This is a genomic window from Rhodopseudomonas palustris (assembly GCF_007005445.1).
Lineage (GTDB): Bacteria > Pseudomonadota > Alphaproteobacteria > Rhizobiales > Xanthobacteraceae > Rhodopseudomonas > Rhodopseudomonas palustris_G.
In genome coordinates, this window is record NZ_CP041387.1 from 738,746 (window position 1) to 753,491 (window position 14,746).

Below are 14,746 nucleotides of genomic sequence, written 5' to 3' on the forward strand. Positions count from 1 at the left end.
ACCGGCGGATGACGTCGCCATTCGCCTTAAGTTGCTCGTCCGATCAATAGAGCCAAAGCCGGGCGACCGATAGATCTGCGTCAAACTCGCGGCCGATCGCCACCAGCCCGACCCGCCGCAGCCGGCGCGGGTCGAACGGCATGTCGGTACGGTGCGGCGTGACGGCCGCGAACGGAAACTCGAGCACCTGCCAGCGCGGCGGCGCCTCGAACGGGTGGCGATAGGATTGCTGCGGCCGCAGCAGATCGGTGGTGCGAAGATGCAGGCCGTAGGCTTGGTCGTTGCCGAACAGTTCGGCGGCGATACCTTCGAAGCCGCCGGCATCGAACGCGCCGCCGTCCGGCGACAAATCCATCGCGATCTGGATGAAGCCGCCATTGTTCTCGGTCGAGACCGCGCCGCGCATCCGGGTCGCCGTCCGGCCCTCGATCTCGGTAAGCTCCACAGTGCCCTGCGACACGCCACCCATCACCGTGTCGGTGATCACTCGCCAGCGTCGCTGTCCTGCCGCAGGCCACAGCTCGTGCTGCATCACCGGATCACCATCGGGAACGTCACCGCGATCGCCCACGCGAACAGCACCGCATTGGCCAGCGCCCCGGGCAGCGGATGATTGGTCGCCTTGTAGGTCCAATTGCTGATCAGGCCGAAGGCAAGGAACAACAGCAGGATCGCCGGCACGATGATGATCAGGAAGAACAGCTTCTGCAGATTGAGCGCAACGGCTGCGGCGAGCGAAGCGAGGAAACAGAACTTCGCCAGCGCGTAGGCGCCACGCTTGGCGCCCTGGCCATGAGCCATCCATTCTGCGGTGAGGAAATACGGGATCGTGCCGCAGGCGACCGCGGCGATCAGATGAATGCGCGGCTCGATCGGCATGAACGAGAACAGATAGCTGTCGAGCGCGACGCCGAAGCCGAGGATGTTGTAGGCGATTGCCGCCACGGTTGCGATCACCAGCGCCGCGATCGCGACCCGCGGGTGGGCGGGATCGGGCAGAGCGCCGAGCGCGGCCAGTTCCTGCGCGTGAGGCCGCGTGGGATGCGCCGCGGCACGCCGGCCACGCAGCCGGATCAGCACCAGGATCGCGGCGGTCAGCAGTCCGTACAGAAGGAAATGCAGCGTCAGATAGTCGCCGAGCAGGATGATCAGGAAATCGGTCGGCGCCTTCCAGAGCAGCAGTGGTGTCAGCACCGCCGGCACGATCGCGGCGACCAGGAGTTGCTTCCAGCTCAGGCTGGCGCCCATCGGTACCGCGGCGGCGCGTGGCAGCAGCTTCGACAGCGGCCAGGCCAGCACGATCAGCCCGCCGAACAACAGCGCCAGCCAGCGCGGGCGCTGGTCGATCCAGCCGGAACCGGTGCGGCCGAACGCATCGTTCATCCAGTGCAGGGACTCCCGCATCGAGTCCTGGCTGTACAGCACGCCGATGTGCTCGACGCCCGAGGACAGCACGAGGCGCCGCGCGGTGCCGTCGGCGAAGCTCCCGTAGGTGCGGCCGGCGACGGCATTGCTGCCCGCGAATTGATTGACGATGCGCAGGCCCTCGTCCTTCAGCATCTGCGGCTCGAGCGCGCCGACGATCACCAGCAGATTGTGCGGCAGCGTCGCGGTCGATTTGCGGGTGAACACAGACACCGCGACCGTGGCGGCGATGTCCGGATGCGCCACCGCATAGGCCACCACGATGTCGGAAGCCATCGAGTGGCCGAGCACGGCGGCGCGGCCGTCGCTCTGCGGCAGCTTGCGGGCATAGTCGGTGACCCGGCCGAGTTCGTCGACCAGCACGCCGGTGATCCTGGTCGGCTCGTCGACGTCGCCCACCATCGTTACTGGATTCCGGCCGTGTCCGGTGAAGTCGAAGGTGACGGCGATGTAGCCGTTGCGCGCCAGCGTCTGCGCGAACGGCTGCATCAATTGCTGGGAGCCGGCGAAGCCGTGGGCGATCACCACCACGGGCGCCTTGGTGGCAGACGGCAGCCGGAACACGGTGACGGGCGTCTGCCCGACCGTCGCATGCGTGATGATCAGCCCGTCCTTGCCGAGCTGCAACTGCCACAGCGCCACCGCGATCGCAGCCAGCGCGGCGAGCGCGACGATGATCCGAAGCAGCTTCGGCCTGCGATGCGCGGCCATCAATCGACGTCCGGGATGTGCTTCTTGCGGATCCGCCGGATCGTCCACCAGATCGACAGCGCGGCGATCGGAACAAAACCCGCCGTCAGGAGATTCGGATCGATTTTCAGCCGGCCGGCCTCGGCGGCGCCCTTCACCATGTAGCCGAACAGGCCGACAACGTAGTAGGTGATCGCCGCGGTCGACAGCCCTTCGACCGTGGTCTGCAGCCGAAGCTGCAGCCGCGTCCGGGCGTTCATCGACTTGAGCAGTTCCTGATTCTGCTGTTCGAGTTCGACGTCGACCCGGGTGCGCAGCAGGTTGGCGGCGCGGGCGAGTTTGAGCGACAGGTCGGACTGGCGGGCCTCGGTGGTGGCGCAGGTGCGCATCGCCGGCTTCATCCGGCGGGCGAGGAACGACGACCAGGTCGGCAGACCGCCGACCTTGCGTTCGCCGAGTGTCGCCAACCGGCCGTTCATGATTTCGTCATAGGCGCGGCTGGCTCCGAATCGATACAGGCTGGCAGCCGCACCGGCTTCAACCTCGGCTGCGAGCTCGGTCAGCTCCTGCAACAGCTTATTGTTGTTGGCGAGGTCGCCGCCGCCGCGCATCTCCGCGGTGACTTCGGCGAGGCGCTTCTCGCTGGCGGCGATCGAGGGCGCGAGCCGCTGCGCTTCGGGCAGGCCGAGCAGCGCCAGCGTCCGATAGGTCTCGACTTCGAGCACGCGCTGCACCAGTGCGCCGGCGCGCTCCGCCGACATGCCGCGATCGATCACCAGCACCCGCACGAAGCCGGACGGCCCGGGCTGGAAATCGGTAGCGAACAGCGCCGCGCCGTCCGAGTTCTCGGCGACCGCGAGGCTGGCGCGATCGAACTGCCGCTCCGGCGCGGTGCGCGGCGGATCCTCCGGCATCGCGTGCAGATCGACCGCGACCAGGAGCGGGCCCGGCTGCGGCAGCAGACGCATCGGCGAGGCGATCGACGATGCTTCCGGATGGAACGGCGCTGCGGTCGGATCGGCCGGAATCTCCCAAGTGTAGGTGGTGAACTCGGAGTGCTGCTCCCAGCGCAGCATGGTTGTGCCGAACCGGGCGCGGTGGTGTTTTTCGCCGGGCGGTGGCGGCTGCAGCCCGCGCGACTCGCAGAAGCTGATCATTGCGGCGCGGTCGGCAGCGGCGGCCGGTCCTGAAGTGTCGAACGCGAAGTGCAGCACGCGTGCCGGCAGGTTCAGTGCAGTGAACGGGCGCGCGTGGACCTCGCCGAGAACGATGGCGCGCAGCGGGTGCGGCGAAAGTCGAACGTCTCCGTCGCCAATCAGAACTTCAGCCGTCATCTCGCTTTTGACCTTGCTCAATATTGCGCCTAGTTGACTTGAGTACCATTGCGTGGCGATAGACAGAAGCTGAAAGGTTCCGCGAAAGGCTGTCGCAGGCACCGGAATTGTCCAGGATCAACGACCCCGGTCCCCCGCCGGGCTTCTACGAGACATCGGTGTCATCCGTTTGCAATCTGGCTCGGGCTGGTCATAAGGTTCGGCCGAACTTCGCCGCGGGCCCGTCGCGGTTGTCGAATGGAGCGTGTGGTGAAATTTCCAGTCCGTATTGGTACGCGCAAGAGCGTGATGGCGCTTGCCCAGACTGAGGACATCGCCAAGCAACTGAGCGCGGCTGCGAGTGAGCTCGATCCCCAGATCATCAAGTTCGAAACTGTCGGCGACAGCGATCAGATCAGCAAGCTGCTGCCGCACGGCGGCAAGGGCGGAGCCTTCGTCGCCGAGATCCGCGCCGCGATGCTGCGCGGCGAACTGCATTGCGCGATGCATTCACTCAAGGACATGCCGGCCAACGAAGAGACGCCCGGCCTGATCGTCGCCGCCACGCTGGCGCGCGATCCGGCGTGCGACTCGCTGGTGCTGCGCAAGGGCCTCACTCTCGATGATCTGAAGAAATCCCGCGGCAAGGGCTACACCATCGGCACCAACGCGGTGCGGCGCGCGGCCTATGCCAAGCGCCTGTTCCCGGAAGTCGAGGTGATCCATTTCCGCGGCGCGGCCGACAGCCGGATGCGCAAGCTCGACAATGGCGAGAAGCAGCGGATGCCGGACGGCAGCGAGGTGGGTCCCGCCGACGCGCTGATCATGGCGCGCGCCGGCATCGAGCGCGTCGGCTTCGTCGATCGCATCGCTCACGACTTCACCCCGGAAGAAATGCTGCCCGCAGCCGGTCAGGGAATCGTCGCGGTGGAATGCCCCGTGCACGAGTGGAAGACTCGCCAGTATCTGGCGCTGATCGACAATCATCAGTCGCGGCTGTGCTGCGATGCCGAGCGCGAGGTGCTGTGGGTGCTGAATGGCCATTGCAACTCGCCGATCGCGGCGCACTCGATCATCACTGGCGACGAGATGACGCTGCGCGCCTCGGTGCTCGACCTGGAAGGCGGAATGTTCATCGAGGCGGTGCGCACCGGTCCGGCCAATCGGCCGCGCGAACTCGGTCGCGACGTCGGACTCGAACTGCTCGACAAGGGTGCAGCCGCGGTGATCGAAAAGACCCGGCCGGAGTAATCGTCATGGCCACAGTGTTTCCGTTCTCCGCGATCGTCGGCCAGGACGAGATGAAGCTGGCGCTGCTGATCGCGGCGGTGGATCAGAAGGTCGGCGGCGTGCTGGCGTTCGGCGATCGCGGTGCCGGCAAGTCGACCGCGGTGCGCGCGCTCGCTGCGCTGCTGCCGAAGATGAAGACGGTCGTCGGCTGCCGCTATAATTGCGATCCCGACCAGCCCGAGCGCTACTGCGAAGAGTGCAGGGAGAAGGTCAAGCACGGCAAGGTCAAGACCGCGCAGGTGCCGGTGCCGGTGGTCGATCTGCCGCTCGGCGCCACCGAAGATCGCGTCGTCGGCGCACTCGATCTCGAACGCGCTCTGGCCAAGGGCGAGAAGGCGTTCGAGCCTGGCCTGTTGGCGCGAGCGCATCGCGGCTTCCTCTACATCGACGAAGCCAACCTGCTCGAAGACCATCTGGTCGACCTGTTGCTCGACGTCGCCGCCTCTGGCGAGAACGTGGTCGAGCGCGAAGGGCTCAGCATCCGTCACCCGGCGCGGTTCGTGCTGGTCGGCACCGGCAACCCGGAAGAAGGCGAGCTGCGTCCGCAATTGCTCGACCGCTTCGGCATGTCGGTGGAAGTGAAGACGCCGGACACGCTGCCGGAACGCATCGAAGTGGTGCGACGCCGCGATGCGTTCGAGAACGATCCGGCGGCCTTCGTGGCCGATTGGTCGAAGGAAGAGGCCAAGCTCCGCCGCAAGATTTCGCAGGCAAAGGAACGGCTGCCCGATGTCACCGTGAGCGATGCGGCGCTGGAGCGCGCCGCCAAGCTGTGCATGACGCTCGGCACCGACGGCCTGCGCGGCGAACTCACCTTGATGCGTGCCGCGCGTGCGCTCGCTGCGCTCGAGCACGACAAGACCGTGACCGATGATCACCTGAAGCGGATCGCGCCCTCTGCCTTGCGGCACCGGTTGCGCCGCAATCCGCTCGACGATGCCGGCTCCAGCGTGCGGGTCGACCGCGCGCTCGCCGAAATCTTCGGATGAGCATCGCGCTCGCATGGTCCGATGCGGTGACCGCGGCGCAGTTGTTCGCGGTCGATCCGGTCGGCACCGGCGGTGTGTTGCTGCGCTCGCGTGCCGGCCCGGTGCGCGATCGCTGGCTCGCGATGCTGCGGGCCGCGCTGCCGCCTGAACAACCCTACAAGCATCTGCCGCTGCACATCGGCGACGGCCGCCTGCTCGGCGGGCTCGATCTGTCGGCGACGCTGCTTGCCGGCCGCCCGGTCGCCGAGCGTGGTCTGCTGTCGGAAGCCGATGGCGGCGTGCTGGTGGTGGCGATGGCAGAGCGGCTGCAGTCCTCGACCAATGTGTATCTGACCGCGGCGATGGACGCGCACGAAACCGCAGTGGAGCGCGACGGCCTGTCGCTGCGGATGCCGGCGCGGTTCGGCGTCATCGCGCTCGACGAAGGGCTGGAAGACGAGTTCGCGCCGGCCGGGCTGCGCGACCGGCTCGGCTTCCATCTCGATCTCGATCAGTTCGCCTGGCGCGAGACCGACGATTTCCCGATCTCGCTCGACGACATCCGCGCCGCGCGCGCCCGGCTCGCCGACATCAAGGTCGAGAGCGACCAGATCGAGGCGGTTTGTACGGCGGCTGCCGCGCTCGGCATCATCTCGCTGCGCGCCCCGCTGCTGGCGATTCGCGCCGCCAAGGCGAGCGCGGCGCTGTTCGATCGACCTGCGATCGCGCAGGACGACATCACGCTTGCCGCACGGCTGGTGCTGGCGCCGCGCGCGACCGTGTTCCCGCAGCAGGAGCAGCCGGACCAGGCCGATGAGCCGCCGCCGCCCGAGCCGCCGCCGCCGGAAGACGACAATCAGGACAACAACGATCAAGAGCAGCAGACGCCCGACATCGACAAGGCGCTGGACGAGGTGATCCTCGCCGCCGTCAAGGCCGCGATGCCGCCCGGCGTGCTGGAGGCGATGCGCGCCTCGGCCGGACGGGCGCGGGCCCGCTCGGCCGGCAAAGCCGGCGAGCTGCAGAAGTCGAAGAAGCGCGGCCGTCCCGCCGGCAGCATCCGCGGCGAACTGCGCGACGGCTCCAAGCTCAACGTGATCGAGACGCTGCGCGCCGCGGCACCGTGGCAGCCGCTCCGGCGGCGCCAGGCCGAAGGTCGCAACGGCAGCGCGCCGCGCATTCTGGTCGAGAAGGACGATTTCCGGATCGCGCGCTTCAAGCAGCGCACCGAGACCATCACCATCTTCGTGGTCGACGCCTCCGGTTCGGCGGCACTGCACCGCCTGGCTGAAGCCAAGGGCGCGGTGGAACTGTTACTTGCCGACTGCTACGTCCGCCGCGACCAGGTGGCGATGATCTCGTTCCGCGGCACCATCGCCGAGATCCTGCTGCCGCCGACGCGGTCGCTGGCGCGCGCCAAGCGCAGCCTCGCCGGACTGCCGGGCGGCGGCGGCACCCCGCTGTCGGCCGGGCTCGACTGCGCCTTCATGCTGGCGGATTCGATCAAGCGCAAAGGCCAGACCCCGACCGTGATCGTGCTCACCGACGGCCGCGCCAACATCGCGCGCGACGGCGCGCCGGGACGGCCGCAGGCCGAAGAGGACGCCAAGGCGTCGGCGCGGCAGTTCCGCGTCGCCGGAATCAGTTCGGTGGTGATCGACATGTCGCCGCGTCCGGGGCCGCAGGCGGAAGCCTTCGCCAAGGAAATGGACGCGCGCTATCTGCCGCTGCCGCATGCCGATGCCACCGTGCTGGCGCAGGCAGTGACCGCCGCTACCCGGCAGGACTGAGCGGCGTCCGCTCGGAGCAGTGATCTTAAGCGTCGAGCACGAAGGCGTCGTCGTCTCCGGCGACACGCGGCGTGATCGGAGCAGGAGGCGGCGGCGCCTCGATGGTGGCAAGCCTTTCGACCCGCGCACCGACCGTCGAGTTCCGCTGCGGCGGCCGCGCGATCCGCCATTCCAGTTCGTTGCGGTTCTGCAGCTCGGTGAACTTGACCGCGAAGCCGTCCGGGCGATGCCGCACCACGCGCCCGACGCAGCCGCCGACCGCCAACGGCGTGCCGATCTCGGGCTGCACGTCGGCGGACACCGCGACTCCCGAGATCGACATGTCGATGACGAAGCAGGTGTGCGTACTGCCGTCGGCGAGGATCAGCGTGGAGTGCGGACAGGCCGGAACGATCCGCGCCTGTTCCCGTGCGTCCTTGATTTCCGGGTCCAGCATCTTCCGCTCCAGCCAGCTCAACTGGTTGGAGAGGCGTTCGCGCATCGCGCGAGTCACGGCGAGTTCCAGGAGAAACCCGCCCGGCAGCGTGTCGCTGATGTGCCCTTCAAGCTTGCCGAACTCGCTGAAGTACGACGAGATCTGATCGCCGACGCGGCCGATCACCGGGACGTCGACGATCATCCGGAACGGCGACACCCGGCTGGTGCGGCAGGCGAATTGTCGCAGCTTGCCGTTCTGGTCGTACCAGTTCGCCAGCGAGTAGTTGCCACCGACGGTGACGTTAACGGCGCGCTGCTTGAGAAATCGCTGGACGGACACTGCGGTTCGGCCCCCGGAAGAATACCTGTCGATTAGTAACGCACTCGCCGGCGTGGAGATCTTCAGGATTGCTCATGATCCGCCAATGATTCCAACCTTGGTTATCGAAATCTTGTGGCTGCGGATAAGCTTGTTCGGGAACCTGAAATCCAGGCGTATCGGGCCTTTCCTGGCGCCCGCGAGCTAACAACCCCGGTTCCGGCCAATGCCGACTACCGGCACAACGAGTTCAAAAAAGGGAGCTAAGCTTCCGCACAACCTAACTGTCAGATTGTCTTGGAAGGTTGTGGTGATTGCTTTCTGCAATCGACAAAAGAAAAGAGCCGGTGCGGGCTGCACCGGCTCTTTGATCAGATCGGACCGCAGGAGGCGAAGGTGCCTCAGGCCTTGTAGTCGCGGACGCGCTTGATCATCTGCTCGACGTGAGCGATCGACGCGTCCGGCGTGATGCCGTGGCCGAGATTGAAGATGTGCCGTCCGGCCGAGAAGTTGTTCAGCACGTCGTCGACCGCCTGGTCGAGCGCCGAGCCGCCGGCGATCAGCAGCAGCGGATCGAGGTTGCCCTGAATTGCGACTTTGGTCTGCACCTTCTCGCGCACGAACGCCGGCTCGGCGGTCCAGTCGATGCTGACGGCGTCGACGCCGGTGCGCTCGACGAACGCCGGCAACAGCGCGCCGGCGCCGCGCGGGAAGCCGATGATCTTGGTGCCCGGCTTGACCTTGCGGATGCCCTCGACGATCCGGCGGGTCGGCTCGATGCACCACTTCTCGAATTCGCGCGGCGGCAGGATGCCGGCCCAGGTGTCGAAGATCTGCAGCACGTCGGCGCCGGCTTCGAGCTGCTTGAGCAGATACTGAATCGAGCTCTCGACCAGCACGTCGATGATCTTCGCGAATGCGCCGGGATGCTGGTAGGCCATCAGTCGGGCAGGGTGCTGGTCCGAGGTGCCCTGGCCGGCCACCATGTAGGTCGCGACCGTGAACGGTGAACCGCAGAAGCCGATCAGCGTGGTTTCCGGCGACAGTTCGCCGCGGACGATGCGCAGCGCCTGGAAAACCGGCTCGAGCTTGGACAGGTCGATCGCGCTGCTCAGCGTACCGACCTTGTCGGGCGTATCCAGCGGGTCGAGCCGCGGACCCTCACCGACTTCGAACCGCACCGCGCGGCCGAGCGCATAGGGCACCACCAGAATGTCGGAGAAGATAATGGCGGCATCGAAGCCGAATCGCCGGATCGGCTGCAGCGTCACCTCGGCGGCCAGCTCCGCATTGAAGCACAGATCGAGGAAACTACCGGCCTGCGCCCGCGTTGCGCGGTATTCCGGCAGGTAACGTCCGGCCTGCCGCATCATCCACATCGGAGGAGAGGCCTGCCGGTTGCCGGAAAGCACTTCCATGAACGGTTTGGTCACCAGATTCTGTGTCAAGAGAGCTACCCACTGTTGTACGACAAGTCTTCTTGACGGTCTGATACACTGCGCGCACCGTCTTGACCACGCCGACCTGCGGCGGAGATGCCGCGAATAGGAATTTCGAGATGAATGCAACCGCACCCACCCCCGCATCGTCCGAGACGCTCAGCGGAAATCCGGCGCTGCCGGCGCCGGTCCCGGGCGAACGTCACGACATCGACAGCTTCGGCGGCCGGCTGACCTATTGGTCCTCAGCGCCGGCGGAGCCGACGTCGGAGCCGCCGCTGCTGCTGATCCACAGCGTCAATGCCGCAGGCTCTGCTTACGAAGTCCGGCCGATCTTCGAGCACTATGCGCGAAGCCGCCCGGTTTATGCGATCGAATTGCCGGGCTTTGGTCATTCGTCGCGCGCAAAGCGTCAATACACCATTCGGATGATGACGGATGCGGTGCATTCCGTAGTCGCCGAGATTCAGAAGGTGCACCCCGACAAATCGATCGATGCACTGGCGCTGTCGCTCGGCAGCGAATTCCTGGCGCGTGCAGCGAGCGAAACGCCGCAGCCGTTCCGTAGCCTGGCGCTGGTCGCCCCGACCGGATTCGACAAGAAGAACCAGCGTTGGACCCAGGGATCGCGCGCGATTCCGTGGCTGCACGCGTTCTTCGAGAACCCGGTATGGAGCGAGGGCATCTTCAAGCTGCTGACGATGAAGCCGGTGATCGCCTGGTTCCTGAAGAAGGCCTTCGGCGCGCCGAACATCGATCAGGGTATGCTCGACTACGACTATCTGACGACGCATCAGCCGGGCGCCCAGCACGCGCCGTATTACTTCGTCGCCGGCTATCTGTTCAGTCAGGACATCCTGCGGATCTATCAGGATCTGCCGATGCCGGTGTGGTTCAGCCACGGCGTCCGCGGCGATTTCGTCGACTACACCTTGAAGACCACGGTGGAGGGCCGGCCGAACTGGACCGTCACGGTGTTTCAGACCGGCGCGATGCCGCATTTCGAGGTGCCGGGCGAGTTCATGCGGGCCTATGACGAGTTTCTCGGTCGGGTCACGGGGACGGGTAGGGCGACGCTGTAGTGGCGGCGACGATGTCACTGCCTCTCCTCACAACGGGCCTCATCCTGAGGAGCGGCCCGCAGGGCCGCGTCTCGAAGGATGGCGTCCTGCATCCTCATGGTTCGAGACGCCCGCAGAGCGGGCTCCTCACCATGAGGGGCCTGTAGTCGAGGCGTGCCGTGAGCGATCTCGTCTGGAGTCGGGACGGCCTGGATTGGCCCCATCGCGAGGCCAGCCGCTTCGTCGAGGCCGGCGGCTTCCGCTGGCATGTGCAACGCATGGGATCGCCGACCGCGCCGGCGATCCTGCTGATCCACGGCACTGGCGCAGCTTCGCACTCCTGGCGGGGTCTGGCGCCGCTGCTGGCACAGCACTATCAGGTGGTCGCGCCCGACCTACCCGGGCACGGCTTCACCCAGTCGCCGCGTGGCCATCGGATGTCGCTGCCCGGGATGGCGACCGACCTCGCCGCGCTGCTGCGCGTGCTGCAGGTCTCCCCCTGTTTGGTGGTCGGTCACTCGGCGGGCGCAGCGATTCTGGCGCGGATGTGCCTCGACGGCGCGATCGATCCGAAAATCCTGTTCAGCCTCAACGGCGCGTTTCTGCCCTATGGAGGGCCGGCGGCGAGTTTCTTCTCGCCACTCGCCAAGATGCTGGTGATGAATCCGTTCGTGCCGAGTCTGTTCGCCTGGCAGGCCGGACGCCGCGGCTCGGTCGAGCGGTTGATCGGCAACACCGGCTCGACCATCGATCCGGCCGGCATGAAGCTTTACGGCAAGCTGGTGTCCAGCCCGCATCATGTCGCCGCAGCGCTGCGGATGATGGCGAACTGGGAGCTTGAACCGCTGTTGAAAGCATTGCCCAATCTGAAGCCGCTCTTGGTGCTGGTGGCGGCCGAGGGGGACCGTGCGATCCCACCGTCGGTGGCGGTCAAGGTACGGGAAATCCTGCCGAAAGCGGTGATCGAACGGATTCCGGCGCTCGGCCATCTGGCGCACGAGGAGCGGCCGGCCCTGATCGCCGACCTGATCGAACGCTATGCGGAAAAACTTCCGAATATCGAATAGATCAAAGACGGCTTGTCAGGACCCGCTTACAGATTGCCGCTAGCCCTCTGTCAATTTTTTGTTACAGTGGTACCCATGCTTGATCCTGGCCCCAATCCTGCTCCTCGTCCTCCCCGCGATCATGCGCCGCATGCGGTGGTGATCGGCTCCGGCTTCGGCGGTTTGGCCGCGGCGGTCCGTCTGGGCGCTAAAGGGTATCGGGTCACCGTGCTGGAGAAGCTCGATAAGCCCGGTGGCCGCGCCTACGTCCACAAGCAGGACGGCTTCTCGTTCGACGCCGGGCCGACCATCGTCACCGCGCCGTATCTGTTCGAAGAGCTGTGGAAGTTGTGCGGCAAGCGGATGTCGGATGACATCACCTTGAAGCCGATGTCGCCGTTCTATCGCATCCGCTTCGACGACGGCACGCACTTCGACTATTCCGACGATCGCGATGCGGTGCTCGACCAGATCGCGAAATTCTGTCCCGACGACGTGCCGGCCTACGACCGCTTCATGGCGGCCTCGCACGAGATCTTCAAAGTCGGCTTCGAGCAGCTCGGCGATCAGCCGTTCAGCCGCTTCACCGACATGCTGAAGATCGCGCCGGCGATGATCAAGCTGGAGAGCTATCGCAGCGTTTACGGCCTCGTCGCCAAGCACTTCAAGGATCCGAAGCTGCGGCAGGTGTTCAGCTTCCATCCGCTCTTGATCGGCGGCAATCCGTTCATGTCGAGTTCGGTGTACTGCCTGATCACTTACCTCGAAAAGCAGTGGGGCGTGCATTCGGCGATGGGCGGCACCGGCGCGCTCGTCACCGGTCTGGTGAAGCTGATCGAAGGGCAGGGCAGCGAGATACGCTATCACCAGGACGTCCGTCAGATCGTGGTCGAGAACGGCGTCGCGACTGGCGTCAAGCTCGCCGACGGTGAGGTGATCAAGGCCGACATCGTGGTGTCGAACGCCGATTCCGCCTCGACCTATCGCTATCTGCTGGCGCCGGAGACTCGCAAGCGCTGGACCGACGCCAAGATCGAGAAGTCGCGCTACTCGATGAGTCTGTTCGTCTGGTACTTCGGCACCAAGCGCCGCTACGACGACGTCAAGCACCACACCATTCTGCTCGGGCCGCGCTACAGGGAGCTGATCAGCGACATCTTCAGCCGCAAGGTGGTCGCCGAGGATTTCAGCCTGTATCTCCATCGCCCGACCGCGACCGATCCGTCGCTCGCGCCTCCCGGCTGTGACACCTTCTACGTGCTGTCGCCGGTGCCGAACCTGCTCGGCGACGTCGATTGGCACAGCAAGGCGGAGCCCTATCGGGCTGCGATCGCCAAGATGCTCGGCGCCACCATTCTGCCCGATCTGGAAAACCAGATTGCGACCTCCAAGATCACCACGCCGCTGGATTTCCAGGACCGGCTGTCGTCGTTCCGCGGCGCGGCGTTCGGTCTGGAGCCGGTGCTGTGGCAGAGCGCCTGGTTCAGGCCGCACAATCAGAGCGAAGACGTCAAGCGGCTTTATCTCGTCGGCGCCGGAACGCATCCCGGTGCCGGCCTGCCCGGGGTATTGTCCTCGGCGCGGGTCATCGATGCGCTGGTCCCTCCGGCCGACAGTCTGGTGACATCATGAGTCTGCAATCCGATATGTTGGCCCAATCCGACATGCTGGCCTGCCGCGAGATGATCAAGGAAGGCTCGCACACCTTCCACGCGGCGTCCCTCGTGCTGCCGCGGCGGATCAGCGATCCGGCGATCGCGCTGTATGCGTTCTGCCGCGTCGCTGACGACGCCGTCGATCTCGGTCTCGATCGCGCCGCCGCGGTCGAAGTGCTGAAGGACCGGCTCGACCGCGCCTGCCGCGGCGTGCCGCGTGCCTATCCGTCCGACCGCGCCTTCGCCGATGTGGTGGCGCGGTTTTCGATTCCGCCGGCGATTCCCGAGGCGCTGATCGAGGGGCTGGAGTGGGACGCGCAGGGCCGCCGGTTCGAGACGCTGTCGGAGTTGTACTCGTACTGCGCCCGCGTCGCCGGCACCGTCGGCGTAATGATGACGCTGGTCATGGGGCAGCGCAAACCCGACATCGTGGCCCGCGCCTGCGATCTCGGCTGCGCGATGCAGCTCACCAATATCGCTCGCGACATCGGCGAGGACGCGCGCAACGGCCGCATCTACATGCCGCTGTCGTGGATGCGCGAAGCTGGACTTGATCCCGCCAAATGGCTCGCCGATCCGAAGTTCACGCCGGAGATCGCCAGCATCGTCAAGCGACTGATCGACACCGCAGACGCGCTGTACGATCGTGCCACGCTCGGCATCGCCAATCTGCCGCGCTCCTGCCGTCCCGGCATCTTCGCGGCGCGCGCGCTGTATGCCGAGATCGGCCGCGAGGTCGAACGCTCCGGTCTCGACTCGGTGTCGAGCCGCGCGGTGGTTTCCACCGGCCGCAAGCTCGCGGTGTTGGCGCGGCTGCTGGCGTTCCAGGAAACCGAATGGGCGCCGGCGAAGTATCTGCCGGCCAAGTTCGGCGACATGGAAGAGACCAAGTTTCTGGTCGACGCGGTGATCGCGCATCCGGTGCGCGAACTGCCGCCGCGCCAGAAGGTCAAGCCGCTTGAGCAGAAGGTCGCCTGGCTGGTCGACCTGTTCACCCGCCTCGAACGCCGCGACCAGATGCTGCAGCGCAGCCGGGTGTAGTTAGCAGATCTCCGTCTCAATTTCGTCATGGCCGGGCCTGTCCCGGCCATCCGCGAACGGCGGTTGCGCCGACATTTGTAGCGCATGGTTCGAGACGGCGCTGCGCGCCTCCTCACCATGAGGACATCGCGCGTAGCGACACTCCACGAATCTCGATTGGGCCATCCTCTCGCTTCGACCTCATCCTGAGGAGGCCGCGTAGCGGCCGTCTCGAAGGATGAGCCGCGCGCTCCCCGAGCGGGCTGCTCCGTTCAAACGCCACTGAGTTGCAAAAACTCTCGTAGCCGCCACA

Annotated in this window: 12 protein-coding genes; 7 read left to right on the forward strand and 5 right to left on the reverse strand. The window is 66.1% G+C overall.

What is annotated here, in order from left to right; translation table 11 throughout:
- Positions 1-43 precede the first annotated feature (43 nt).
- From FLL57_RS03400 to FLL57_RS03410, 3 genes are read right to left on the reverse strand one after another with little or no spacing between them, the layout of a single operon-like run.
- Positions 44-532, reverse strand: a complete 489-nt coding sequence (locus FLL57_RS03400) for a CIA30 family protein (RefSeq protein ID WP_142884155.1) — start codon at positions 530-532, stop codon at positions 44-46.
- On the reverse strand, positions 532-2,136 hold the full coding sequence (locus tag FLL57_RS03405) for an alpha/beta hydrolase family protein (RefSeq protein WP_142882142.1): 1,605 nt from the start codon (positions 2,134-2,136) through the stop codon (positions 532-534). The genes FLL57_RS03400 and FLL57_RS03405 overlap by 1 nt, the downstream gene beginning before the upstream one ends.
- A complete protein-coding gene (locus tag FLL57_RS03410; protein ID WP_013503681.1) occupies positions 2,136-3,449 on the reverse strand; it encodes a DUF3422 family protein in 1,314 nt (437 codons plus the stop codon). Before FLL57_RS03410 ends, FLL57_RS03405 begins: the two co-directional genes overlap by 1 nt.
- Before the next feature lie 237 nt (positions 3,450-3,686).
- Here FLL57_RS03410 and hemC point away from each other — a divergent pair, with 237 nt between their 5' ends.
- Genes hemC through FLL57_RS03425 form a run of 3 tightly spaced genes read left to right on the forward strand, consistent with a single transcriptional unit; the run spans position 3,687 to position 7,476 of the window.
- The gene (gene hemC / locus FLL57_RS03415; protein ID WP_433962607.1) at positions 3,687-4,679 is read left to right on the forward strand and encodes a hydroxymethylbilane synthase; all 993 of its coding nucleotides are present in this window, start codon (positions 3,687-3,689) and stop codon (positions 4,677-4,679) included.
- A gap of 5 nt (positions 4,680-4,684) precedes the next feature.
- Positions 4,685-5,707 (forward strand): magnesium chelatase ATPase subunit I, encoded by a 1,023-nt coding sequence (bchI, locus tag FLL57_RS03420; protein ID WP_142882144.1) that lies wholly within the window; start codon positions 4,685-4,687, stop codon positions 5,705-5,707.
- Positions 5,704-7,476: a magnesium chelatase subunit D gene (locus tag FLL57_RS03425; RefSeq protein WP_142882145.1), complete on the forward strand. Its 1,773-nt coding sequence runs from the start codon at positions 5,704-5,706 to the stop codon at positions 7,474-7,476. Before bchI ends, FLL57_RS03425 begins: the two co-directional genes overlap by 4 nt.
- 25 nt (positions 7,477-7,501) lie before the next feature.
- Here the strand turns inward: FLL57_RS03425 and FLL57_RS03430 are convergent, their stop codons facing one another.
- Entirely contained in the window at positions 7,502-8,233 is a 732-nt protein-coding gene (locus FLL57_RS03430; RefSeq protein ID WP_013503677.1) for a PilZ domain-containing protein, read from the reverse strand.
- A gap of 380 nt (positions 8,234-8,613) precedes the next feature.
- Positions 8,614-9,660, reverse strand: a complete 1,047-nt coding sequence (gene hemE, locus FLL57_RS03435; RefSeq protein ID WP_013503676.1) for a uroporphyrinogen decarboxylase — start codon at positions 9,658-9,660, stop codon at positions 8,614-8,616.
- A gap of 110 nt (positions 9,661-9,770) precedes the next feature.
- Between hemE and FLL57_RS03440 the strand changes: the two genes are divergently transcribed.
- The 4 genes from FLL57_RS03440 (at position 9,771) to FLL57_RS03455 (ending at position 14,454) form a co-directional block, all read left to right on the forward strand.
- Positions 9,771-10,733 (forward strand): alpha/beta fold hydrolase, encoded by a 963-nt coding sequence (locus tag FLL57_RS03440; protein WP_013503675.1) that lies wholly within the window; start codon positions 9,771-9,773, stop codon positions 10,731-10,733.
- 158 nt (positions 10,734-10,891) lie between these two features.
- Positions 10,892-11,779, forward strand: coding sequence for an alpha/beta fold hydrolase BchO (bchO, locus tag FLL57_RS03445; RefSeq protein WP_142882146.1), 888 nt, complete (start codon positions 10,892-10,894; stop codon positions 11,777-11,779).
- Between the two features lie 75 nt (positions 11,780-11,854).
- Positions 11,855-13,390 (forward strand): phytoene desaturase, encoded by a 1,536-nt coding sequence (locus tag FLL57_RS03450; protein ID WP_142882147.1) that lies wholly within the window; start codon positions 11,855-11,857, stop codon positions 13,388-13,390.
- Entirely contained in the window at positions 13,387-14,454 is a 1,068-nt protein-coding gene (locus tag FLL57_RS03455) for a phytoene/squalene synthase family protein (RefSeq protein WP_080964243.1), read from the forward strand. The genes FLL57_RS03450 and FLL57_RS03455 overlap by 4 nt, the downstream gene beginning before the upstream one ends.
- Positions 14,455-14,746 lie beyond the last annotated feature (292 nt).